At 71.8% G+C, this 22,842-nt stretch carries 15 protein-coding genes, 1 pseudogene and 2 CRISPR repeat arrays (1 of these 18 running past the window's edge); of the genes and pseudogenes, 3 read left to right on the top strand and 13 right to left on the bottom strand.

Annotated features, from left to right (window positions below; all coding sequences use genetic code 11):
- A pseudogene (locus amrb99_RS22900) lies at positions 1-806 on the top strand (hypothetical protein); the annotation flags it as partial.
- Positions 807-915: 109 nt separating this feature from the next.
- The gene (locus amrb99_RS22895) at positions 916-3,099 is read left to right on the top strand and encodes a bifunctional serine/threonine-protein kinase/ABC transporter substrate-binding protein (protein ID WP_190859348.1); all 2,184 of its coding nucleotides are present in this window, start codon (positions 916-918) and stop codon (positions 3,097-3,099) included.
- A 49-nt stretch (positions 3,100-3,148) separates the two neighbouring features.
- On the opposite strand, the gene amrb99_RS22890 is transcribed toward amrb99_RS22895, so the two are convergent.
- From amrb99_RS22890 to amrb99_RS22880, 3 genes are all read right to left on the bottom strand, one after another.
- Complete coding sequence (locus amrb99_RS22890; protein ID WP_190859346.1) at positions 3,149-3,835, bottom strand: response regulator transcription factor; 687 nt, start codon at positions 3,833-3,835, stop codon at positions 3,149-3,151.
- Positions 3,832-5,064, bottom strand: coding sequence for a sensor histidine kinase (locus amrb99_RS22885; RefSeq protein ID WP_190859343.1), 1,233 nt, complete (start codon positions 5,062-5,064; stop codon positions 3,832-3,834). Before amrb99_RS22885 ends, amrb99_RS22890 begins: the two co-directional genes overlap by 4 nt.
- A gap of 422 nt (positions 5,065-5,486) precedes the next feature.
- A complete protein-coding gene (locus tag amrb99_RS22880; RefSeq protein WP_190859341.1) occupies positions 5,487-5,855 on the bottom strand; it encodes a hypothetical protein in 369 nt (122 codons plus the stop codon).
- A gap of 565 nt (positions 5,856-6,420) precedes the next feature.
- Between amrb99_RS22880 and amrb99_RS22875 the strand changes: the two genes are divergently transcribed.
- The gene (locus amrb99_RS22875; protein WP_206700067.1) at positions 6,421-9,216 is read left to right on the top strand and encodes a tetratricopeptide repeat protein; all 2,796 of its coding nucleotides are present in this window, start codon (positions 6,421-6,423) and stop codon (positions 9,214-9,216) included.
- A 19-nt stretch (positions 9,217-9,235) separates the two neighbouring features.
- Here the strand turns inward: amrb99_RS22875 and amrb99_RS22870 are convergent, their stop codons facing one another.
- The 10 genes from amrb99_RS22870 to cas3 form a co-directional block, all read right to left on the bottom strand.
- Positions 9,236-10,300 (bottom strand): hypothetical protein, encoded by a 1,065-nt coding sequence (locus amrb99_RS22870; RefSeq protein WP_190859339.1) that lies wholly within the window; start codon positions 10,298-10,300, stop codon positions 9,236-9,238.
- A gap of 15 nt (positions 10,301-10,315) precedes the next feature.
- On the bottom strand, positions 10,316-10,780 hold the full coding sequence (locus amrb99_RS22865; protein ID WP_190859335.1) for a hypothetical protein: 465 nt from the start codon (positions 10,778-10,780) through the stop codon (positions 10,316-10,318).
- A 100-nt stretch (positions 10,781-10,880) separates the two neighbouring features.
- Positions 10,881-12,795: a CRISPR direct-repeat array (repeat unit 28 nt; unit sequence GGACCACCCCCACGGGCGTGGGGAGCAC).
- 118 nt (positions 12,796-12,913) lie between these two features.
- Positions 12,914-13,252: a type I-E CRISPR-associated endoribonuclease Cas2e gene (cas2e, locus tag amrb99_RS22860; RefSeq protein WP_194737082.1), complete on the bottom strand. Its 339-nt coding sequence runs from the start codon at positions 13,250-13,252 to the stop codon at positions 12,914-12,916.
- Positions 13,249-14,229, bottom strand: a complete 981-nt coding sequence (gene cas1e, locus amrb99_RS22855; RefSeq protein WP_190859331.1) for a type I-E CRISPR-associated endonuclease Cas1e — start codon at positions 14,227-14,229, stop codon at positions 13,249-13,251. Before cas1e ends, cas2e begins: the two co-directional genes overlap by 4 nt.
- Positions 14,226-14,867, bottom strand: coding sequence for a type I-E CRISPR-associated protein Cas6/Cse3/CasE (gene cas6e / locus amrb99_RS22850; protein ID WP_190859328.1), 642 nt, complete (start codon positions 14,865-14,867; stop codon positions 14,226-14,228). The genes cas1e and cas6e overlap by 4 nt, the downstream gene beginning before the upstream one ends.
- A complete protein-coding gene (cas5e, locus tag amrb99_RS22845; protein WP_206700066.1) occupies positions 14,864-15,613 on the bottom strand; it encodes a type I-E CRISPR-associated protein Cas5/CasD in 750 nt (249 codons plus the stop codon). The genes cas6e and cas5e overlap by 4 nt, the downstream gene beginning before the upstream one ends.
- Complete coding sequence (gene cas7e / locus amrb99_RS22840) at positions 15,613-16,740, bottom strand: type I-E CRISPR-associated protein Cas7/Cse4/CasC (protein WP_347256801.1); 1,128 nt, start codon at positions 16,738-16,740, stop codon at positions 15,613-15,615. The genes cas5e and cas7e overlap by 1 nt, the downstream gene beginning before the upstream one ends.
- Positions 16,737-17,477 carry a type I-E CRISPR-associated protein Cse2/CasB gene (casB, locus tag amrb99_RS22835; protein ID WP_190859323.1) on the bottom strand — a complete coding sequence of 247 codons (741 nt, stop codon included), beginning with the start codon at positions 17,475-17,477 and terminating at the stop codon, positions 16,737-16,739. The genes cas7e and casB overlap by 4 nt, the downstream gene beginning before the upstream one ends.
- Positions 17,474-19,027: a type I-E CRISPR-associated protein Cse1/CasA gene (casA, locus tag amrb99_RS22830; protein ID WP_190859320.1), complete on the bottom strand. Its 1,554-nt coding sequence runs from the start codon at positions 19,025-19,027 to the stop codon at positions 17,474-17,476. Before casA ends, casB begins: the two co-directional genes overlap by 4 nt.
- Before the next feature lie 211 nt (positions 19,028-19,238).
- Positions 19,239-22,028: a CRISPR-associated helicase Cas3' gene (gene cas3 / locus amrb99_RS22825; RefSeq protein ID WP_190859319.1), complete on the bottom strand. Its 2,790-nt coding sequence runs from the start codon at positions 22,026-22,028 to the stop codon at positions 19,239-19,241.
- Positions 22,029-22,192: 164 nt separating this feature from the next.
- Positions 22,193-22,842: direct repeats of the CRISPR family, unit length 29 nt; unit sequence GTGCTCCCCACGCCCGTGGGGGTGGTCCG; it runs 1,091 nt beyond the window's last position.

Here is a 22,842-nt window from a genome sequence, read left to right as displayed (position 1 = left end):
CCGCGGACCTGCGCGGCCGGCTCGGCGCGGCGGTCGCCGGACGCGACGAGGCCCGCCGCCGCCACGAGCAGCTCGCCCGGGCCGCCGAGGAGGCGACCGCGGCGCTGGCCGCCGCCCGCGCCGACCGGGCCCGGCAGGGCGAGCAGATCTCCGAGCTGAGCCGGACGCTCCAGGCGTCGCTGGACGAGGTCAAGCGCCTGCGCGGCGACCTGGCAGCCGCGCAGTCCGCCGAGAAGGCCGCCCGCGAGCAGGCCGCGACGCTGGCCGCCGAACTGCGGCAGCAGCGGCTTCGCCTGGAGGAGGTCTCCACCGAACGCGCCCGCGCCGCCCAGGACGCGCACCAGGCCCGCGCCGAAGCGCGCGCGGAGCACACCGCCCGCGTCCAGGCCGAGCAGCACGCCCGCGACGCCCGCGAGCAGATCCAGGACGCCCTCATCCAGCGCGACCGCGCGCTGGAGAGCACCCGCTCCGCGCACGAGCGCCTCGACCAGACCCGCGCGTCCCTCACCGAGCGGCAGGCCGAGCTGGACGAGCGGTCCCGGCTCGTCGAGGAGCTCCGCGCCCGCACCGCGATGCTGATCGCCGAACGGGACGCCGCCCGCAACGAGGCCGAGCGCGCCCGCCGCCGGATCGACCAGTTCATCAGCCGCAGGCAGCAGGCGCCCGGCGACCTCCCGAACGTCACGTCCCTCGCCCCGCGCCTCGACGAGGACGCCGGCGCCCGCCCGCCGGACGGCACCGTCTCGATCCTGCACCGCCTCCCGCCGACCCGGACCACCCCCACAGCCGTCAACGGCGAGCACTGACCCCGCCCGCCGCCCGGCGATCGAGAACATCCGTTCTGGGGTATTCGCCCGACGATTCGCCGGGGGCGTGCCATGATCGTTCGCCGTGCGACATCCTCCGGAGGGCCCGATGGCCGATCCTCTGCTGCCCGAGGACCCCCGGCGGGTGGGCCCGTACGAGCTGGCCGGACGGCTGGGCGACGGCGGCCAGGGGACGGTCTACCTGGGCCGGGACCCGAACGGCCGCGAGGTCGCCGTCAAGCTGCTGCACGCCCGCCTGGGCCGGGTCCCCGAGGCGCGGCGGCGCTTCGTGCGGGAGCTGGAGGTCGCCTCCCGGGTGGGCGGCTTCTGCACGGCACGCGTGCTGGACGCCGACATCCAGGGCGACCGGCCGTACATCGTCAGCGAGTTCGTCCGGGGCCCTTCCCTCACCGATCTCGTCCGCGCTCAGGGATCGCTCGATCCGGGGGCGCTGCTGCGCCTGGCCATCGGCACCGCCACCGCGCTGTCGGCGATCCACCGCGCGGGCATCGTGCACCGCGACTTCAAGCCGCCGAACATCCTCATCGGGCGGGACGGTCCGCGGGTCATCGACTTCGGCATCGCCCGCGCCCTGGACTCGTCCGCCATCACCGTCACCAGCCAGGTCGTCGGCACGCCCGCGTACATGGCGCCCGAGCAGGTCGCGGGTGACGCGGTGGGCCCGCCCGCCGACGTCTTCGCCTGGGGCGGCACGATCCTTTTCGCCGCGACCGGCCGGCCGCCCTTCCCGGGCGACTCGATCCCCGCCCTGCTGAACGCCGTCCTCAACGCCGAGGCCGACGTGAGCGCGCTCCCCGGACCGCTCGCCGAACTGGTCGGGGCCTGTCTCGCCAAGGCCGCCGCCCGCCGCCCCACCAGCGCCGACGTGCTCTTCCGCCTGCTGAGCATGGCCGGTGCCGACCTGCCGCCGGGCGCCCGGCCGGACGATCTCCTCGAACGAGGCATGGCGACGGTCACCGCGGTGCTCACCAAGGTCGCGTACGGTCCGCCGCCCCCGCAGCTGGCCCCGCCTCGCTCGCGCCGCCGCCTGCTGATCGGCGCCGGAGCCCTTGCGGCGGTCCTCGCGATCGCCGTGCCGGCCGGGATCGTCCAGCTGTACAGCGGCCCCTCCGAGCACGGCTCCACCGGCACCACCGGCACCACCGGCACGTCCGGGGGGACCGCCGGGACGGGAAGCTCCGGAGGCACGGTCAGGATCGGCGTAATGGCGCCGATGCGCAGCCCGCAGACCGGTGCCCTCGGACAGGGCGCCTGGGCGGGCGCCCAGCAGGCGGTGAACGAGTTCAACGCGAAGAAGCCGCCCGTCCGCGTCCAGCTCGTGCGGCTCGACACGATCGCCGGGGGCGAGGCCCAGCAGGCGGCGGCCGCGCGGGAGGCGGGCCGGCAGAAGGTGGACGCCGTCGTCGGCATGGTCGGCGACGGCGCGGCGGGCGCCATGCCGGTCCTCCAAGCCCAGCGCATACCGGCGCTCTCGTCGGCCGCGTCGGCCTCCGCGCAGTCGGGTACGAGCTGGACGTACTGGCACACGGTCGTCCCCGACATGGACGAGTCGGTGAGCGACCTCGCCCAGCTGATGAGCCGGCGGCGCCTGCCCACGCGGACGCGGGTGGTGGTGCTCGACGACACGGCCCAGCCCGTGGCGCACGAACTCGCAAACGTCTTCAAGACGCGCGCCGAGGCGCTGGACGCGCTGGTCAGCGTCGTGGTCATAAGGCCGACGCCGAGTCCGTCGAACTATGCGGCGGTCATCCGGAAGCTGAAGGAGGCGGAGGCGGACGCGGTCTTCTACGGCGGCTTCCCCGAGGTCTCCGGGCCGCTGCTCAAGCAGGCGCGGGCGGCGGGCTTCAGGGCGCGGTTCTACCTGGGGCTGCCGTCGCTGGACCCGCAGCTCATCTCGGGCGCGGGAAAGGCCGCCGAAGGCACGGTCCTCACCTGCACCTGTTCGAGCTACGCCCCGGCCGGCGCGGGGATGCCGGCGGCCTTCACCGGCTTCGCGGCCCGCTACGCCCGGGCCAACCAGGGGAGCCGGCCCGCTCTCAACGCCCCCGAGACGTACGACGCGACCTGGGCCGTCCTGCACGCGTTCGAGCACGGCGGCCGGACGGGCGCCCAGGTCAACGACTACCTGCGGAACATCGACGTCCCCGGGGTCGCGCAGCGCGTCCGCTTCACGGCCCAGGGCCGGCTGACCGACGGCGTCGGCTACGCCTACGAGGTCAAGGGCGGCCGCTTCATCTGCCTGGGCGACTCCGCCACCGCGCCGGTCCCATGACCCGTATCGGGCACCGCCGGACGGATTTCGGCGGGGCAGGTGCGGCGGGCTACGCGTCCGGGCTGACGAGGCCCGTCCGGTAGGCGATGACGACGAGCTGGGCGCGGTCGCGCGCGCCGAGCTTCGTCATCGAGCGGCTGACATGGGTGCGGGCGGTGGCCGGGCTCATGAACAGCTCGGCGGCGATCTCGGTGTTGCTGAGGCCCCGTCCCACCAGGGCCACCACCTCCCGCTCGCGTGCGGTGAGCACCGCGAGCCGGCCGTCCGCGGCGGCGGCCGCGGTCCGCCGCGCGGTGAACTGGCCGATCAGGCGCCTGGTGACGCGGGGCGCGAGCAGCGCCTCGCCCGCGGCGACGACCCGGACGGCGTGCAGGAGCTCGGCCGGTCCGGCGTCCTTGAGCAGGAAGCCGCTGGCCCCGGCCTGCAGCGCGTCGAAGACGTGGTCGTCGGTGTCGTAGGTGGTGAGGATGAGGATCCGGGTCTTCTCCAGCCCCCGCGTGGCGGTGATCCGGGTGGTGGCCTGGATGCCGTCCAGCCCGGGCATGCGGATGTCCATCAGGACGACGTCGGGGCGGGTGGCGCGGGCGCGCTCGACGGCGTCCTCGCCGTTGGTCGCCTCGGCGACCACGGTGATGTCGTCCTCGAGGTCGAGGAGCACCTTGAATCCCGAGCGGACGAGCCCCTCGTCGTCGGCGATCAGCACCTTGATCTGCGGCGACACGGCCGGGTCGGTCATGCGCGGGACCCGGACGGTGCGAACGGCAGCCGGGCCGTGACCTCGAACCCGCCGGCGGGGGTCGGCCTCGCGTCGAGGTCTCCGCCGAGCAGCCGGCAGCGTTCGCGCATGCCCGCGATACCCCGGCCCTGGCCGGACGGGGACTCGCGGCCGTCGCCGGACGGCCGGTCGACCGCGAGACCTCCGGACGCGGCGCGGCGCCCCTCGTCGGTCACGCGGATCTCCAGGAGGTCGATGCCGGAGGTCAGCGCGACCGTCACCCGGGTCGGCCCGGCGTGCCGGATCACGTTGGTGATCGCCTCCTGGAGGATCCGGTAGGCGGCGCCGCCCACCGCGCTCGGCAGCGGGGTCGCGGGCGGCGCCGCGTCGAGCGTGACCTCCAGCCCGGCTTCGCGCGCCTTGGCGGCGAGCTCGCCGATCTGGTCCAGGCCGGCGGGCGGGACGCGGCCGTCGCCGTCGTCGCGCAGGACGCCGAGGATGGCGCGCATCTCCCGCAGCGCGCGGGAACTCGTCTGCTCGATGGCGCGCAGCGCCTCGCGCGCCTGCTCGGGCCGCTTGTCCAGGACGTGCGCGGTGACCCCGGACTGCACGTTGATGATCGCGATGGCGTGCGCGACGGTGTCGTGGACCTCGCGCGCGATCCGGAGCCGCTCCGCGTCGACCCGCGCGCGTGCCTCTTCCTCGCGGGTCCGTTCGGCCATTTCCGCGCGCGCTTGGGCCTCGGCGGCGATGACGCGCCGGGACCGGACGGACTCGCCCAGGGCCGCGCTCATCACCGACGCGCCGATGCGGAAGAACACCCAGCCGATGGCGGCGTGCGGCTTGATGTCGGCGGCGGCGGGAAGCCAGCCGGCGGCCAGGACCGCGATGCCCGCTCCGGCGATCACCAGGGACCGGCGCCCGTCGCCGTAGGCGGTCAGCGAGTACAGGGAGACGAACAGCGCGAGCCATCCGGGGCCGTCCGGGAGGTCGAGCCCGTAGTAGACGAGGCTGGCCAGTGCGGTGGTGGCGAACACGGCGGCCGGCCACCGGCGGCGCCCGGCGACGGCCAGGCCGCTGACCACCAGCAGCGCGAGGCCGGGGCCGGTGAGCTCGGTGAGCGGACGCGCCGCGCCGTCGGCCGAGATGCGGGCGAGGGTGCCCTGCACCTGCATCACGGTGACGAAGAGCGCGAGCAGCACGTCCTGCGTCGCCCCACGCAGCGCGAACGACCTGGCGCGCTGGTTCATGCCGCGATCCTATAGTTCGCGTGCGCGGACAAACCTCCGTCCAGAGGCCCAGCCCGCTACGTCGACGGACGTAGCGGGGCGCTCCCGGCTTACACCCGATCGCGTAGCGGCGTCCGGTGGCGGCGTGTTCCGCAGGAGTGATCAGACGGCACTTGACCAGCCGCAGGCCACGGCCCCGTCGCCCCCCCCGCCGCCGAGGGATCCGGCAGGCGCCGGGCCTGCCTGGTTGCGGTGGGGGTTCGTTGACAGGTGGTGCCGGGGGAGAGACCGCCGCTCAACTCGACAGGCGAGCCATCGCGTGCGTCCAAGACGCGCCCCGGCCGACGCAGCTAATTGCGAGGTACCCCCTACGGGGAACCGCGCGCATGGCTGCATGCACAACCCCACCGCCCACCGCTGCCAACTGACGATCCCGTCCCGATTCACGATCCCCTAGCTGCCCCCCGCGGGCGCTGGCGAGTACGACGCGCGGACCACCCCCACGGGGGTGGGGAGCACGACGGCGAGGCGCATCGCGTCGGGCAGGGCGGCGGACCACCCTGGACCAGCTCATACAGCGAGACGACGTCCTCGCGGGCCCGGATGATCCCCATCTCGGTCCGGGCCGTGTGCTCGCGGTGCGTCAGCTTCACCGTCTCGCCCGGCCGCGCGCTGTTGAGCCGGTCGCGTAGCGCGGTCTTCTCCGCCTCGGTGAGCGGTCGGGTATCCGGCCGGGGCACGTCGGCGAACTCGGCCTTGAGCGCGGCGAGCGAAGGGGCCTCGGGTGACTCGTGGTCCGCTCCGCTGCTCATGCGTTCACGCTAACGCGCTCCGGTACCGATGGAAGGGACATGCTGCCCTTCGAAGGCGCCGGCCATGTCCAGCGTTCTCGTCTAGGTGGTGAGCATTGTTGTGGTCGATCTGGTGCGTTTCGGTGTGGCGGGTTCGGGTCGGTGGTGATGATGTTGGTATGACGAGGCGGGGCTTGGGCTGGACGGGTGCCGGGGTGACGGTGGCGACGGTGGTCGGGTTGGGGGTGTACTTCGCCGCAGTCGGTTTGGACAGGGCTGACAAGCTGGCCAGTGTGGTGGGCGCGTTGGTGGCTGTGGCCGGCCTGGCACTGACGGCGTACGGGCTGGTGGCCGGTTCAGGTGCTGAGGGTCGGCGGGTGTCGCAGTCCGCTCGCGCTTCGGGGGGCCGGATCTCGCAGGTGGGCGGGAGTCAGACCAGTTCAGCGCCGTCGGGCGACCCGGCGGCGGGCGAGGTGCGTCAGCGTGCGCGGACACGTAAGGACGGGGAGATCTCCCAGGTAGGGGGAGACCAGGACCCGCCGGCGCAGTCATGAGCAGTCGCGGGCCTCGGCGGCACCGCGAGGAAGTGTCCCAGGACGCTCGGGTCAAAGAAGGCGGCCAGGTTACCCAGATCGCGGGCGACCAGATTCATCATCACCATCATTGGTCGGGGGCAGCGCACCCGGCCATGGGCCGGGTCCGGGTGGGGGTGATTCCGCAACCGGCAGATTGTTTCCAGGAGCGGGAAGTCGCCGAGAAGGTGTCGATGGCGGCCAGTGCGAATGGTGCGGTGGTGCTGACCCAGGCCGTGCCGTCGGTGAGGCGGGTGCTGGCGGGGATGGGCGGGGTCGGCAAGACCCAACTGGCAGCCGCCTATGCTCGCCATGCCTGGGAGCAGGGTGTCGAGGTGCTGGTGTGGGCGAGCGCCGCAACCCGCGACAGCGTGGTGTCGGCCTACAGCGATGCGGCGGTGCGGTTGAACCTACCGCTGGCCGACCGCGACGACCCTGAACGTTGCGCGCGTGAGTTCGTGACGTGGGCGGAGACCACCCGGCAAAGCTGGCTGGTGGTGCTGGACGACGTCCAAGCGCAAGGGGACCTGCGGGGGTTATGGCCCCCGGTGTCGGCTGCAGGAGCAACGGTGGTGACGACTCGCCGCCGTGATCTCGCCCCGCCCGGGCCCCGGTCGACCACGATCGAGATCGGCCTGTTCACCCCTGGGGAAGCCGACGCCTACCTGCGCACCCGGCTGGGTGAGTTGGCGGCCGACGACCAGGAGCGGACCGCGCTGATCAACGACCTCGACCATCTGCCGTTGGCTCTTGCGCAGGCCGCCGCCTACATGCTGCAGCAGGATGTGGACTGCGGCCGCTACCGCACGCTGCTGGCCAAGCAGTTCCTCGCCGACACCGTTCCCGCTCCCGAGGATCTTTTGGACGACCACCAAAGAATCGTCTCCGCGGTGTGGGAGATCTCCATCGATCGAGCCAACCGGTCCCGACCCGCCGGGCTGGCCCGCCTGCTGATCCAGTTGGCCAGCGTGCTGGACTCCGCCGGCATCCCCGCCGCCGTGCTCACCAGCCAACCCGCCCGCGACTACATCGCATCCCACCTACCTGGGACCGACAGCCCCACCGCTGAGGCCATCGACCAGGCGCTACGGCTGCTGCACCGCTACAGCCTCATCGACTATGACCGCGCCGCCACCTACCGCGAAGTCCGGATTCACCAACTGATCCAGCGCGCCACCCGCGAGAACCTCACCACTCGCACCAGCCAAGCCCATGATTCGGCGACGGCACTCGCCGACGCTGCGGCCGCGGCTCTGTTGGCGGTGTGGCCCGAGGTGGAACGCGACGAACTCGGCCAAATCCTGCGCGCCAACACCGACGCCCTGCGGCAGAACACTGGCACCGCCCTATGGGTCCCGGACACCGGCGCCCACCCTGTGCTGTTTCGGTCCGCTACCAGCCTCGGCGAAACCGGACAGGTCACCGCCGCTCTCAACACCTACGCCGACCTGCATGAAACCTGCCTGCACCACTTCGGCCCCGACCACCCCGACACCCTGGCCGTCCGCGGCAACCTCGCATCCTGGCGAGGCGAAGCGGGAGACGCCGCCAGCGCCGCCGCCACATACGAGGAGCTCCTCACCGACTACCTGCGGGTGCTCGGCCCTGACCACCCCGACACCCTCACCACCCGCGGCAACCTCGCATCCTGGCGAGGCGAAGCGGGAGACGCCGCCGGCGCCGTCACCGCATACGAGGAGCTCCTCACCGACTACCTGCGGGTGCTCGGCCCTGACCACCCCGACACCCTCACCACCCGCGGCAACCTCGCCCGCTGGCGAGGAGTAGCGGGGGACGCCGCCGGCGCCGCCGCCGCATACGAGGAGCTCCTCATCGACTGTCTGCGGGTGCTCGGCTCCGACCACCCCGACACCCTGACCGTTCGCGGCAACCTCGCCCGCTGGCGAGGCGGAGCGGGAGACGCCGCCGGCGCCGCCGCCGCATACAAGGAACTCCTCATCGACTGTCTGCGGATCCTAGGCCCCGACCACCCCGACACCCTCACCACCCGCGGCAACCTCGCATACTGGCGAGGCGGAGCGGGAGACGCCGCCGGCGCCGTCACCGCATTCGAGGAACTCCTCACCGACTGTCTGCGGGTGCTCGGCCCTGACCACCCCGACACCCTCACCACCCGCAACAACCTCGCCCGCTGGCGAGGCGGAGCGGGAGACGCCGCCGGCGCCGTCACCGCATTCGAGGAACTCCTCACCGACCGCCTGCGGATCCTAGGCCCCGACCACCCCGGCACCCTCACCACCCGCGGCAACCTCGCCCGCTGGCGAGGCGAAGCGGGAGACGCCGCCGGCGCCGTCACCGCATTCGAGGAACTCCTCACCGACCGCCTGCGGATCCTAGGCCCCGACCACCCCGACACCCTCACCAGCCGCAACAACCTCGCACACTGGCGAGGCGAAGCGGGAGACACTGCCAGCGCCGCCGCCACAACCGAGGAACTGCTCACCGACTGTCTGCGGATCCTAGGCCCCGACCACCCCGACACCCTCACCACCCGCGGCAACCTCGCATACTGGCGAGGCGAAGCGGGAGACGCTGCTGGCGCCGCCGCCACAACCGAGGAACTGCTCACCGACTGTCTGCGGGTGCTCGGCCCCGACCACCCCGACACCCTCACCACCCGCAACAACCTCGCATCCTGGCGGGGCAAAGCGGGAGACGCCGCCAGCGCCGTCACCGCATACGAGGAACTCCTCACCGACTGTCTGCGGGTGCTCGGCCCCGACCACCCCGACACCGTGATCGCCCGCGGCAACCTCGCCCACTGGCGAGGCCAAGTTGGGCTGGAGTAAGTCAGAAGGGCCACGCAGGTCAGCGTCCCAAGCCGTCCTCACGGCTGGGCGGCTCGGGCGCTCGCCGCGGCGCCGGCCGGTGAGGCTCGCGCCCCCCATCGCGCTCGCGGCCCATCGACTGGGCGAGGGCCTCGCGCACTCTCTGGGGGAACGCCTCGGCCGCGAGCTCGGCGGCGCTGCGCTCACGCTGCTGCTGTTGCGTCCGGGCTTCGAGCTTGGAGCGCTCGACCTCGGTGCGCTCCTGCTCGCGCTCCTGGGCGCGCTGGAGTTCCTCGTGTTCGCGTTCCTGCTGCGCGCGCTGCTCGGCCTCGGTGCGCTCCTGCCGGGCCCCTGCGATCGCCGCGGCGGCGGCGGCCTTCTCGACCCGCTCGGCGAGCTCGGGCTGCGCCTCCCGGTCGACCTCGCCGCGCTTGGCGACGCCGAACACATCGAGGGCCTGCTGACCCGGCATCGCCTCTGCGGGCCGGTCGGCTCCCGGCGCGTGCTCGGGTTCGGCGGCGCGGTCCTGGTGCTCGCCCTGCTGCCGGGCGCGGGTCTGCTCGGCGAGCTGCGCGGCCCGCTGCTCGGCTTCGCGGGCTTCGGCCTGCGCGCGGGCGTGGCGGATCGCCTGGGCGCGCCGCTCGGCTGCGGCGGCGGCCTCGCGCTCGGCCTCGGCCTCGATGGCGCGGACTCGCCCGGCCGCGGCGTGGTCGCGCGGGTCGGGCGGCAGCTCGTCCAGCTCGCCCCGCGCGTACGCGCGGCGCTGCCGGTCGTACTCCTCCTGGTCGCGCGCCACCTGGTCCCGCAAGGCCATCTGCTGGTGTACGCGCTGCTGCTCGGCCTCGCTGGGGAGCGGCGTCCGGTCGGCGTCCTGCTCGCGGGCCTGCTCGCCGGTGGACGGCGCGGGCGCGTCCCATGCCGCCAGCCTCTCCACGCTCGGCCCGAGGTCGAGCTCTAGCTGACCGTCCGGCACTCGCTGCACGTCGTCCTGGGCGCGCCGCTCGGCCTCGGCCGCGCGCTGCTGCTCGATCCGCTGGTGCGCGTCGGCGGTGTCGGCGTGCAGCGGCGGCAGCGCCGCGGTGTCGATGTGCTCGCGGCGCCGCAACTCCGCGTCCGCGCGCTACGCCAACAGCGCGGCGTCCTGGGTGGCCTCTGCCCACGCCTTGCGCGCCTCGTACACCTGCGTCAGCGCGCGGCGCTGCTGGTCGGCCGCGTCGGCGAGGGTCTGCTGTCCGTCCGTGCGGGCCTCCAGGGCGGCGGCCGCCTCGGCGTCCTGCCCGGCGATCGCCGCGGCGCGGGCCCGCAACCGGACGGCCTCGGCGGCCCGCTCGCGCGCCTCCCGGCTGACCTGGCTGAGCTCGTCACCGACGTAGGCCGGCGCCCACGCGGCTTCACGCTCGTAGGAGGCTCGCATCACCCACAGCTCGCCGTCGCTGGCGCCGCTGATCTCGCGGGAGGCGTCCGGGTTGCCGAGCGCGTCACGCGCCACCCACCACGCGGCCCGCTGCTCGGGCGCCTTGCGGGACGGGGCGGCCGCGATCGCGTCGGACTCGGCCTCGTACCCGTACTGCTCCCGGTAGGCCACGACGGGCGGGGCCCGCTCCGCCCGCGCGGCCCGCGCGTCCAGGTCCTCGGCGGCCGGGGCCGGGCCGATCGCCTCGACCAGCCACGCCAGCGGCTGGTCGAGCGTGTCCCCCACGGGCGTGGGGAGCACTGGAGCGCGGACTCCCCGACCACTACCCACACCGGACCACCCCCACGGGCGTGGGGAGTGCGGCATCCGGAGCATCTCCGGCTCCTTCGGCTGCGGACCACCTCCACGGGCGTGGGGAGCACCCGACGGCGACCGGATCCCCGAGCCGTCGAACCGGACCACCCCCACGGGCGTGGGGAGCACTTCCACCAGACCATTGCGTCATAGAGCCACTGCGGACCACCCCCACGGGCGTGGGGAGCACACCAGTGCAAGGCGCTTCATGTCTGCGGCGTCCGGACCACCCCCACGGGCATGGGGAGCACGGGCGCACGTGGACGCCCCCGTTCATCGAGGACGGACCACCCCCACGGGCGTGGGGAGCACACGGCACGTCTACCCCACGGGACCAAACACCGCGGACCACCCCCACGGGCGTGGGGAGCACGAGTACGGCCACCGCGGCCGCGAAGCCGGCGCCGGACCACCCCCACGGGCGTGGGGAGCACGCGTTGATCGGGCACTGATGAGCGAAGCAGACCGGACCACCCCACGGGCGTGGGGAGCACGGCGGAGGCGGCCCACCCGGATCGAGCGGCGCCGGACCACCCCCACGGGCGTGGGGAGCACTGTGCGTGATCGTCCAGCGGGCTATGCGATCGGGACCAGCCCCACGGGCGTGGGGAGCACCCCCGGTCCGCGCTCGCATCATCTGTCCGCGGCGGACCACCCCCACGGGCGTGGGGAGCACCGCTCCGCGCATCGCCGACCAGGTCTGAGCAACGGACCACCCCCACGGGCGCGGGGAGCACATCCCCCTGCCATTGACGCGCCACAGCTCGTGCGGACCACCCCCACGGGCGTGGGGAGCACCCGGCCTGGCCGGTCTCCGGGTCGCCGTCGAACGGACCACCCCCACAGGCGTGGGGAGCACGACGGCGAGGCGCATCGCGTCGGGCAGGGCGGCGGACCACCCCCACGGGCGTGGGGAGCACAAGGACCCGGCGGGTAACGAGAGCATCGAGACCGGACCACCCCCACGGGCGTGGGGAGCACGTTGTCCTGCTCCACGCGCCGGAACACCGCGACGGACCACCCCCACGGGCGTGGGGAGCACACCTTCACCTTCACCGTCGCCCGCGGCAAATTCGGACCACCCCCACGGGCGTGGGGAGCACCGTACGGCGGCTACAGCCTCGCTGGCGACCGGACCACCCCCACGGGCGTGGGGAGCACTTCAAGATCGTTTATCGCTCATCGGAGTGAAGCGGACCACCCCCACGGGCGTGGGGAGCACGTCCCTGCTGATCCCGCGCTGGGACTCTCCGGCGGACCACCCCCACGGGCGTGGGGAGCACGCCCAGGCGACCCAGTCGGCCTTGCTGCCGGACGGACCACCCCCACGGGCGTGGGGAGCACGGCGATCATGCGCGCCAGGGTCTCGTCCATGCCGGACCACCCCCACGGGCGTGGGGAGCACATGCCGTCGGCGATGTTCCGCGGCATGAGGACCGGACCACCCCCACGGGCGTGGGGAGCACCGCATGCCGCCGCCGGTCGTCAGGTCCCATTCCGGACCACCCCCACGGGCGTGGGGAGCACGACGTCGGCACTCATCAGGCCGCGTCCTCGGCGGACCACCCCCACGGGCGTGGGGAGCACGACTGCCGCGAGCACCACGACCTCGTCGTCGACGGACCACCCCCACGGGCGTGGGGAGCACGCGTTCGACCCGGCGATGACCGACAGCACGGTCGGACCACCCCCACGGGCGTGGGGAGCACGACTACCGCCACTACGCCGTGGACTCCGGAGCCGGACCACCCCCACGGGCGTGGGGAGCACATAGGAGATGACGTCGTCGTCCCCCACCCACGCTGGACCACCCCCACGGGCGTGGGGAGCACCCTTCGCGACCTGCGGTTTCACAAGGGAACATGGTGTTCGTTGGATCCGGACGAGGTCGCTGTAGTGGAGTAGCAGATGACGGGCCGGTAACGAGATTCGGCGCCGGTCCTTCGCCGTTTACTTCCTGGCATCCGGCGCCCCCTCGGCTGAGGGTTGTGTGTCTTGTGCCTCGTCGAGGTCTTGGGGAAGGAAGCGGACGAGTTGCAGTCCATCGAAGTCGGCGATGCGGCGGCGGCGTTCGCCTGCCGTCTTGATGGTGAAGCCTTGTTCGGTTGTCGCCGGGTGGACGAGAACGGCGGCGCCGTCGCCGACCGCCTCGGTGACGGCCTTCCAGAGTTCGTCGCGGACACGGGCGGAGACAGTGCCGACGTACAAGCCGGGTGCCGGTTCGGTGAGCCAGCGGGTGAGGGAGCCGCGCACGTAGTCGGGGACGGCTGTGGTCGAGAGCACGATCATGGTGCCCACGGGTCGTCCCCCGGAGCGATGGTGTCGGCGTAGTTCACGCCCGACGGCAGTAGGCCGGCTTGTGGGTCCCACAGGTGGGTGATGTCGCTCGTGCGGTCGACGCTCTCGCCCTTCGCTGAGGGGTCGAGCATCTGCTGGATGGCCGTGACGATGCCCGGCATGAGCTTCAGCAGCCGGAACTGTTCCCGGAGTGCTTGGCGGGCTTCGCGTTCGGGGTTGGCGGAGGCGTGCAGTGAGAACGCGAGCGGGACGGTGACCTGCATTTTGAAGAGGTCGGCGATGTCGTAGACGAACGCCATCTGTGTGCCGCTGTGGACGAATCCGAGCGCGGGCGAGCAGCCGAGCGCGAGGACCGCCGCGTGGACGACGCCGTACATGCAGGAGTTCGCGGCTGAGAGGGCGAGGTTGACGGGGTCTTGGGAGTCCCACGCCGAGGGGTCGTAGTTGCGGCGGAACCTTTTGACTCCGTACTTCTGGGCGAGGATGCGGTAGAGGGCTTTGACGCGTTGGCCTTCCATGCCGCGGAGTTGGGCGAGGTTCATCCCGCCTTCGGGTGCGCCGTAGCGGTGGGTGTACATCCGGGTCGCCACGGCGAGGCGTTCTTCGTCGTCGGCCCATGCGCGTGCTTGGCGTTCCAGCCAGGTGGTGGTGAGGGAGGCCGGCATGATGCCGGCGTAGCTGCGGACCCCGCCGGCGCCGACGGCGACGAGGCTGGTGCCGTTGCGGGCGAAGCTCGCCAGGGCGGGCTGGGTAATGGAGGTCCCGGGACCGAGCAGTACGCAGCTGAGTGCTGCTGCGGGCAGGTAGACGCGTTCGGTTCCGCGAGGCGATTCGACCTGGGCGCAGATGCCTAGATCGTCTTGGACGATCCGGACCGTCTCCAGGTAGAGGAACGACAGGGAGTCGGCGATGCGCGGGAGCATCGCCAGTGTCGGTGTGCCGAGGTCGCGGCGGGCGCGGGTACTCACCGAGGGAGCTGAGGGACGACGCTCAGCAGTCCGCAGCCGTGCGACTTCCCGCGTCCGATGCCGGTAAGGATGGCGGTGCGCAGCGCGGCCGGGTCGGTGACGACGGCGGTGCCGTCGAAGCGGCGGGCCGCGTGGACGACCCGGTCGTCTCTGCCGGTGCGGCGGCCCGCTAGGTCGGGCAGGGAGCTGGTGGTGGCGGTCTGCAATGCCAGTCCGGATCGTTCGGCGCGTTCGGTCCACCACTGGTCGGCGGCGGCGCCGGTGAGGGCGGCGAGCTTTCCGGCGTGGGGCGATGTCCGTCCGTACCGTTTGGTGGGGTTGGCGACGAGCCGGTAGCGCACGGCCAGCCCCTTGTCGAGGACGGCCAGGAGCGGGTCGAGGCTGGTCACGCTGAGGGTCCCGTATCCGTCGGGCAGCTTGTGCCCCTCGGGCTGATATTGCGTCTGGATCAGCAGCCGCGGCCCTGAGCGTGCCTGCTCGATGCGGTAGAGAACGCCGGCCTTGCGGCGGGCCTGGTCTCCGAGACCGTCCGGGACGAGCGACATCACTCGCCGGTGGGCTCTCACGGCATCGCCGAGGTCGCGCCGCGCGTCGGGGTTGCGAAGGTCGAGTGCGATCTGTGTCAGCCAGCCGGTCACCTGGCCTCCTTGATGTAGTCGATGAGCGCGTCGTAGTAGGCGGCCGTTCCGGTGGACCAGAGCGACTCGGGCACGGAACGTGAGGTGACCGACACCGTCCGGGTTCTGAACCGGCGGTCCAGGCGCGCGAAGGTCTGGGGGACGTCGGTGAGTTCGGCGACCGATTCGGCGTTGTCGAGGGCGCCTTCGGTGACGAAGTCGAGTTCGCTGGGCTCGTCTTTCCTGCGGGGCCGGTAGGCGATGGGGACCCGCCGGTTGAGGTGGTCGACCGGGTCGTCGACGTCGCTGCGCAGCAGGAGCGGCTGGTCGGGCGGGCAGGAGCGGCGGCCGAGGAAGACGGGCCAGTGCGGGGAGTCGAGCGCCTCGGCGATCGCGCGCGTGCGGTCCTCGGGGCCCTCGACGGCCACGGTGAAGACCGCGTCGGTCAGGTAGTGGCGGTGTGTCACGATCGTCGCGGTCTCGGGGGTGCGGCGTTTGCCCTCGGCGGTGGGCACGGTCGCCTCCCGCGGATATCCGCCGCCGACGGTGTGGAAGTCCCGGACGACGATGCCCGGACGGTCGATCCGGACGGTCAGCCGCAGGGCGTCGTAGTCGCTGAGCGGTTCCCCGCGCGGCCTGCCCTCGGCGGCGGCGAAGATGCCGATGATGCCCGAGCGGGTGGGGTAGCGGAGGGTGTCGCGGTGGGTGAAGACGCTGTGCTCACCCCATGACTGCAGCGGCCCCGCCAGTCGGATGAGCAGTCCCATCATGCCTGCGTTTCGGGGAAGGCGGCTCGTACCGCCGACTGCACCATCTCCGGGTAGGAGCCGACGGCGTCGCCGAGCCCGGTCAGGGGCTTGTCGTCGATTCCGGCGTAGCCGTCCCAGACGATCCCGCCGGTGCCCCACAGCCGGCGGATCTTGGCGCTGTGGTCGGCGAGCCGGCGGAACGAGGGAGCCGCCCAGCCCTCGGCCTCGGCGCGGACCGGGTTCTCGAACGCGCCGGCCAGCGAGATCGGCCGGTCGGACCGGACGGAGACGTAGGCCAGGTCGGGCACCGTGTTGGGGGCGGTCGAGTTCTGCTTGCCGCTCGGCAGGGCGGACAGGAAGGCGTCGAGGAAGGCGCGAGTGAGCCGGGACGCCAGGTCCTTGTCACCGCCGAGCCCGCGGGTCAGTCCTGCCACGTCGAGGCAGGCGTAGCGGTAGAAGACGCCCGCGCTGAACTCGGCGCTGTTCATGTGGCCGCTGCCGTGCTGGCCGGCGCGGTTGAGGTCGTCGACGGCGGTGAAGAAGTCGATCTCGGGATCGGTGGCGTGGGTGGTGAAGGCGTGCGCGACCTGGACGTTGCCGTCGACGCCGGCGCCGGGGATCTCGGCGAGCATGCGGCCGAACAGGGCGATGCTCGCGTTCTTCTCGGTGATGATCTTGTGGAGGACTTCCTTGGGCAGGATGGCCTCGGGCTTCTTCTTGCCCACCTGGACGGCGATCGCGTCGCGGTGCTCGGCGGCCAGGTCGGCCAGCTTGTCCAGCGCGCTGACCGGCAGGTAGAACAGGGCGGCGCTGCCGCCGTCCTTCTCGGTCTTGAGGCCGGCTTCCTTGTCACCGGCCGAGCGGAGGATCTGGGCACCAGCGGTGTCGGCCAGATCCTTCGGCCAGTCGCGGTCCTGAAGGCGCCTGCTGACTTCGCCGGGCACGCGCCGGGTCCGGGCGGCAGGCTCGCCGAGCTGTTGCTCGATCTCCAGCCGCACCGGGCGCTTCCACGCCTGGCTCGACACCCGCGTGCGCGGGGTTCCCCCGTACACCAGCGTCTTCGGTGAGCCCAGGTCGTCGCGGTTGACGTTGCTGTAGGGGAGGGTCTGCAGGAGATGAACGTCGATGATCTTCGGGATCGTCACTGGTCCTCGCTCGGATCGGTCGGTTCGGACTTGTCGGCGGTCGCCGTGAGGCGGAAGTAAGTGCGGTAGTAGTCCTGGAGCCATCGCTTGGCGACGAGGTCGGACTCAGTTCCCCATCGAGCCAGGTCGACGACGAGCCGCGGCCAGTCGACGGGTACCCGGGTGACGCGAAGCTGGGCGATCAGCCGGGGGAGCTGCCGATGCAGGCCGTCGAGCCGCTGACGGCACAGCAGGTGCAGGCGCGCTTCGATCGTGTCGTGCCGCAGCGGGGACCGCGGTGCGGCGACGGCGAGCGCGAGGGTCGTGCCCAGACTCGGCTGGGCGGGCGCCTCCGGGCGTTCTTCGGCGTCGTCCGCTGCGCCGGAGACGTCGGACTCTCCTTCTTGCTCGTTCGAGCCGTCGTGCTCGGTGTCGTCTTGTTCCGCCTCGTCCTGCGGGGACTGGCGAGGTTGGGCGGCGATCAGTGCCGCGACGGCGTAGAACGCCCGCTCCACCGACTCGGCCTCGACGAGGGAGATGCCGCGTGTGCCCCTCACCTTGTCCGTCGGGACCAGCGGCTCCGGTACGTGGCGCGCGACGATCGCGATGGCGGGATGGGACAGCACGTCCTGCGGGGACCGGCCGAGAGAGCGGCGAAGCGCGGCCCGGTCGCCGGGGCTTGTCTCGATCCTGTCCTCGACGTCTTTGACGAGTCTGCTCGCCGCCGCGGAGAGGAGGTTCTTATCGTCGACTTTCATGACCCGTCCCTGGGAGTGGTCTCGTTGAGTGCGCGGAAGATGAAGCCGCGAGCGCGCTCGAGGGCGCGTTTGACGCGTGGGCGATGCCCCGCGTGTCCGGTCACCTCGTCGAACACGTCGGCGGCCAGGCGGACGAACTCGCGTGCGGCATGGTCGAAATCGCGGCGCCGGACCCTGCGCCAGAAGATCGCCTCCGCACGCGGCCAGTAGGCGCCGGCCGCGGCGTCCGGCCATGGGCCGGGGGCGATGTCGGCCTCGCGGCGGACCAGACGGCCGCTGCCGTTGGACGGGTCGTTGACGGCGATCCAGGCGTTGCGCAGCGCCCGCTGCAGGTGCCACTCGGTCCGTTCGGCGGCATCACGTGCCCGGCTCAGCGCTCCCGCGGTCTCCGCGTCGCCGAACAGCGTGCCGAGCACGGCGGGCGTGGTGGCCGCGAACCACTGCTGGTCGCGGGTCTGACCGTCCTGGTGGAACCCGTAGGCGCGGACGCGCAGCGCGGCGCGGACGTCGAACGGCAGCATCTCGATGCCCGCGCCGAACGCGTCGGGCCGAGCGCTTCTGCCGCCGCGGACACCGACATCCTCGAGCAGCAGCGCGTCAACGTCGCGCCACAGCGCCCGCGACGCATCGGCTCGGCGCGTGTAGAAGTCGCCCTCCTTGTTGGCCTGGTAGATCAGGTAGGGATCGCGGACCTCGGGGTGGGGGTTGCGCCATGCCCAGGTGAGGTAGGCGTTGACGACCTCCGTGCGGTCGGCGCTGGGCACGAGCAGCAGCGCGTGGCGAAAGCGACCGGTGAGCACACCGGCGACGCCGCCCGGCATCGGCGGAACACCGAGTGGATCCGGCAGCTCGTCGTACTCCCAAGGGGCCAGGTCATCGCCTTCCCGGCGCCCGAGGAACGGGATGCTGATGACCAGGGACTCGAACAGGTTGCGGCCCAGCGGATGGAAAGACACGACGCGGCGCAGCGGCCCAGCGGTCATGTTGGCCTCCTTGCGGCCGTTGACCCTCCGTGCCGTACAACGTCCCGAGGGGCCGTAGTAGAGCTGGGCGAGGAGGTGGAACAGCGCGGTGGTCAGGTCCAAAGGGCCTGCCTGGCCGTCATGGTGGTGGTCGAGCCACACCTGGTTCTGCCCGGCCGGGCGTTCCATCGCCAGCTTGTTGATCCCCGATTCGGAGTCGCATTCGGTCGCCAGACGGGGGTCCTGCAGCCACGGACGTTCAGAATCGAAAAGGTCGAAGCGTCCTGGGAAACGGTTGAAGTATTCATGGACAGCGTCCGCGTCGAAGGTACCCCGGTCCAGGATGTCGTCCCGCCGGTCGAACCACTCGTCTGCGCCGTCCTCCTGCCGGTCCAACCCGGTGACGCGCGCGGCGAGCACGGTGAGCACCCGCCAGAGCCCCGCCGCAGCAGGCGGTATGGGCACGTCGACATCGGTGAGCTCGTGTGCGCGGACCATAAGTTCGCGGAGCCCGACACGACCGCCGTCCACCGCGGGGTGGACCGGGATCAGTCCGTCGTCGGCCAGGTCAGACCCGGTGGGGGGCATGGCGTCCTCTCTGCGGCACAATGAGGGGCGAACAAGATCCCCACGGTGTGGGGGTGATCCGGTGGCCGTGGATCTCGCGATCCGAACCGGCCGGTGACCAAGCTCCCCACGTCCTTGGGCGCCGACGGCGCGCATGGGGGCGTCGGCGAAGACTACAAAGGTGGCAGTGGAACTCGTAATTCTTTTTCGCTCGTAATTCTTTGAACGCTGATTACGTTAGCCGCTCGAGCCCGAGCGCGGCGGACAATCGGAACTCATTACTCCCCAGTTCGGCTGGCCGAATATGGCCGTCGGCATCGACCGGGTGCGTGAGCGGGAGAATGTCGCGTAGATGGCCGTTGTTCCGCCAGCGGGCCGGCGGGATGTTCTCCTCGCCGGGATCACGCACCCAGGCCGAGGGGACGGGGATGACGCGACCCAGCAGGGCCCGCACCTCGTCCTTGGTGAACCGGCCCTTGGAGCCACTCCCTTTCTCCGGCAGCTCGGTGACGCCAGCGGGGTCCAGGAAGCGGCGCCCGTCGGGGAACCGGTAGCAGCAGATCACCCGGGCCGAGTCGGCTCCCAGGCGCGTCCGGACCATTTGTTCGTCCAGCTCAGATTTCGTCAGCTCGTGCAGACTCATGACGTCCCCCGGCCCGGGGATGGCGGCCATCTGCGAAAGACTCGACTTGACCTGCTCGTCGGCAAGGCGCTCGATGTCGTCGTCTGCCATCGGACGAGCCGGATCCAAGAAATTCTCGTCGTAGACGACGTCGACCAGACCCTGCACGTCCTCGGGGATCTTGATCGTGGGGTCCTCACGTTCGGCCAGCACTTCCCGCGTACGCCGTAGCAGGGCGGCCGGGTAGACGAACGGCCAGCCGTCGGGAACGTCGGGCGTCCCGTCCGCCCCGACCGGAGACAGCACCGCCAACCGGGCGCTCGCCGCCCAGCTCGGCCGGATGTTGTGCGGGTGCCGCCAGCACCGGCCCGCCCGCTGCAACAGCAGCGCGATCGGCGCCAGGTCACTGATGAGGAAGTCGAAGTCCAGGTCGATCGACTGCTCCACCACCTGGGTGGCCACCAGAATGGCCCCCGTTGTGGGACGCGTGCCGTTCTTCTGGCCGTCCTTGCCGTACATGTCGACGATCGTTCGCGCGATGGCGGCGCGGTCCCCGGCGGGAAACCGCGAGTGCAGGATCTGCAGCGCGGGCGCCGGCTTCCCCGCCAGGTCGAGCTCGCCGAGCCACTGCCGGAGTTCCTCGAAGGTCTGCTGGGCTTCGGCGACGGTGTTGCAGATGATGCCGACACACCCCTGGCCGCTCTCGACCAGTGGGGCCAAGAGCTGTTCCAGGACCGGCCGCCGGACGACTCGCCGCCCCGGCCCGAGCGAGACCTCACACAGCTCGGTGACCAGCGGCCGCGATACGCAGCCAAGCGGCTCCCTGGGTGTGGTGATCTCCCCGGATGCCGCGTCCGCATACAGCCAGCCCGGGTAGCCCGCTACCGGGACCTTGCTCGGAACGTGCCCGGCCCCGAGTAGGTAGTCCTCGATCAGCCTGCGGCCGATCTGCTGCGGCAGTGTCGCCGACAGCAGGACGACCGGCACGCCCAAACAGCCCAGCCAGCTGAGAAGACGACGAAGCAGCCCCTGCATGTAAGCGTCGTAGGCGTGAACCTCATCGATGATGAGAACCTTGCCCGACAGCCCCATCAAGCGCAGCATGTTGTGCTTGCCGCACAACGCGGCCAGCAACGCCTGGTCGATCGTGCCCACCGACAGCGGGGCCAGCAGACCGCGATTTCGCGCCTGGAGCCACTCGGTGGCCGCCGTCCACGCGCTCGCGTCCCCTTCACCCGTCAGGATCTCAGGTTCGGGCTCGTCGCCCTTCGGTGCGGAGCCGGAGTAGGTCGGATTGAGCCACGCCATGCTGTGCAGCAACGTCAGCGGGGCCGGATCGATGGCACGGCGCATCCCGTACTCCATCACCCGCAGGTAGATCTGGTCGGCCGTCGCCATCGTCGGAAGCCCGACGAAGATCCCGGGGACGCCGGCCGCTTCGCCCATCAAACGAGCGCCATGCAAAGCGATCTCGGTCTTGCCGTCGCCCATCGGCGCGGTGATCAGAAGCAGACCCGCCCCCTGCCCGAGCGCCCCCGGCAACTCCTCGGCGACCGAGCGCTGCAAATAGTTGGCGTCGAACGAGAATTCGTCCTCGAAGCGCCCGGGCTGAAGCCTGAGCCGGCTCAGCCCCGCCTTGGCGACCAGATCGGGGATCTCACGGGTACTGCCGGAGAGATGGGCCTTCAGCGACGACAGGTCACCACCGGTCGGCCGGGCCTTGAGGCGGCCCTTGATAAAGAAGTCCTGACTGACCAGCCAGTCCGCCAGGACGACCAGCCCGCACACGACCCCGGCGACGTCGGCGGCCAGGCGCCCCTTCGGCGGTTCGGGCGCACCGAGGACCTTATGGAGCGAGCTGAACAGGACCCGCCGCTGCTCTTCCCACCTTCCACCCCCCAACGAGGGGACACAGGCCAGCGGTTTCTCCATTTCCTGCTTGGCCTCGAAGAACCGGCCATGATGCCCGCCCAAGAGCTGAGCGATTTTGAACGCCGCATCGCGCAGGTTTCTTCCCCGATACCCGATATCCCGCAGTGCGAGACCGAGCCACAGATGGGTCGCCTGAGCGTGCCCGAGCCTCTCGCCCCGGACGTCCTCGTAGCCGGACAAAGCGGCGAAAGCGTCCTCCTGCTGCGCCTGAAACGACGGGATGACCTTGCCGATGTCATGCAACGACGCCCAGAACATCAAGAGACATCGAGCGTGCTCCTCGTCCACCTGCAGATTCGTGGCGATACGCCGACGCGTCGCAGGACTGGCATAAAGGTCCCACAGGACGCCGATCGCAGCGGCAGCATCGAGCAGATGGCACACGACCGGGTAAGGAGCAGGCAGCCCGTGCTTCTTGCCCCACAGGTCCAAGTCCACGCACGGCAGATCGGATCCGGAGCCGGCCACGATCCCTCCAGCACTCGTCTCGTCGCTTGCCGCACGAACGTAGCCAGCGGGTCTGACAATCCAACGCCACCGCGAACACTATGCTCGGCCGCATGCGCGGCCAGAACCCGCAGCGACGAGCGAGAAACGCCATGTGCCCTTGTGAACTAGCAGGTCGCAAAGGGGTGCTCCCCACGCCCGTGGGGGTGGTCCGAGAACCCATCTGACGGGGATCACATCCGGTGGGTGCTCCCCACGCCCGTGGGGGTGGTCCGCCGTGCTCGCGGAACAGGCCGTAGTGCCGGGTGTGCTCCCCACGCCCGTGGGGGTGGTCCGCTCCGCGGCAGCGATTCCCCCAGCCACCAACCGTGCTCCCCACGCCCGTGGGGGTGGTCCGTGTGCTGGTCGGCCAGTTGGATGAACTCGGCGGTGCTCCCCACGCCCGTGGGGGTGGTCCGGACCCCGAGTCCGAAGCCGTCCGCGCCGCCATGTGCTCCCCACGCCCGTGGGGGTGGTCCGGCAAGACCCTCCCGGTGTCGGTCGAAGCGGACGTGCTCCCCACGCCAGTGGGGGTGGTCCGAACGCCGAGGGAGAGCGCGCCGAGCCGCTGCCGTGCTCCCCACGCCCGTGGGGGTGGTCCGTCTACCAGGGTGACGGCCCGCCTAGTTGCCGTGTGCTCCCCACGCCCGTGGGGGTGGTCCGCCGGAGCACGAGACCACCGTCGCCGACCCGACGTGCCCCCCACGCCCGTGGGGGTGGTCCGACGTCGGGACGTCTGGACGTCCAGGCGGCGACATGTGCTCCCCACGCCCGTGGGGGTGGTCCGGCGGAGGAC

Source organism: Actinomadura sp. RB99 (genome assembly GCF_014706005.1).
Taxonomy (GTDB): domain Bacteria; phylum Actinomycetota; class Actinomycetes; order Streptosporangiales; family Streptosporangiaceae; genus Spirillospora.
The sequence above is the reverse complement of the archived record's forward strand: the minus strand, read 5'-3'. Positions and strand labels throughout refer to the sequence as shown.

Excerpts from the sequence above, each read along its gene's own strand:
- casA (WP_190859320.1), bottom strand. The coding sequence starts at position 19,027 with ATGCCCCCCACCGGGTCTGACCTGGCCGACGACGGACTGATCCCGGTC.
- amrb99_RS22890 (WP_190859346.1), bottom strand. The coding sequence starts at position 3,835 with ATGACCGACCCGGCCGTGTCGCCGCAGATCAAGGTGCTGATCGCCGAC.
- amrb99_RS22885 (WP_190859343.1), bottom strand. The coding sequence starts at position 5,064 with ATGAACCAGCGCGCCAGGTCGTTCGCGCTGCGTGGGGCGACGCAGGAC.
- amrb99_RS22880 (WP_190859341.1), bottom strand. The coding sequence starts at position 5,855 with ATGAGCAGCGGAGCGGACCACGAGTCACCCGAGGCCCCTTCGCTCGCC.
- casB (WP_190859323.1), bottom strand. The coding sequence starts at position 17,477 with ATGAAAGTCGACGATAAGAACCTCCTCTCCGCGGCGGCGAGCAGACTC.
- amrb99_RS22895 (WP_190859348.1), top strand. The coding sequence starts at position 916 with ATGGCCGATCCTCTGCTGCCCGAGGACCCCCGGCGGGTGGGCCCGTAC.
- cas2e (WP_194737082.1), bottom strand. The coding sequence starts at position 13,252 with ATGATCGTGCTCTCGACCACAGCCGTCCCCGACTACGTGCGCGGCTCC.
- cas5e (WP_206700066.1), bottom strand. The coding sequence starts at position 15,613 with ATGGGACTGCTCATCCGACTGGCGGGGCCGCTGCAGTCATGGGGTGAG.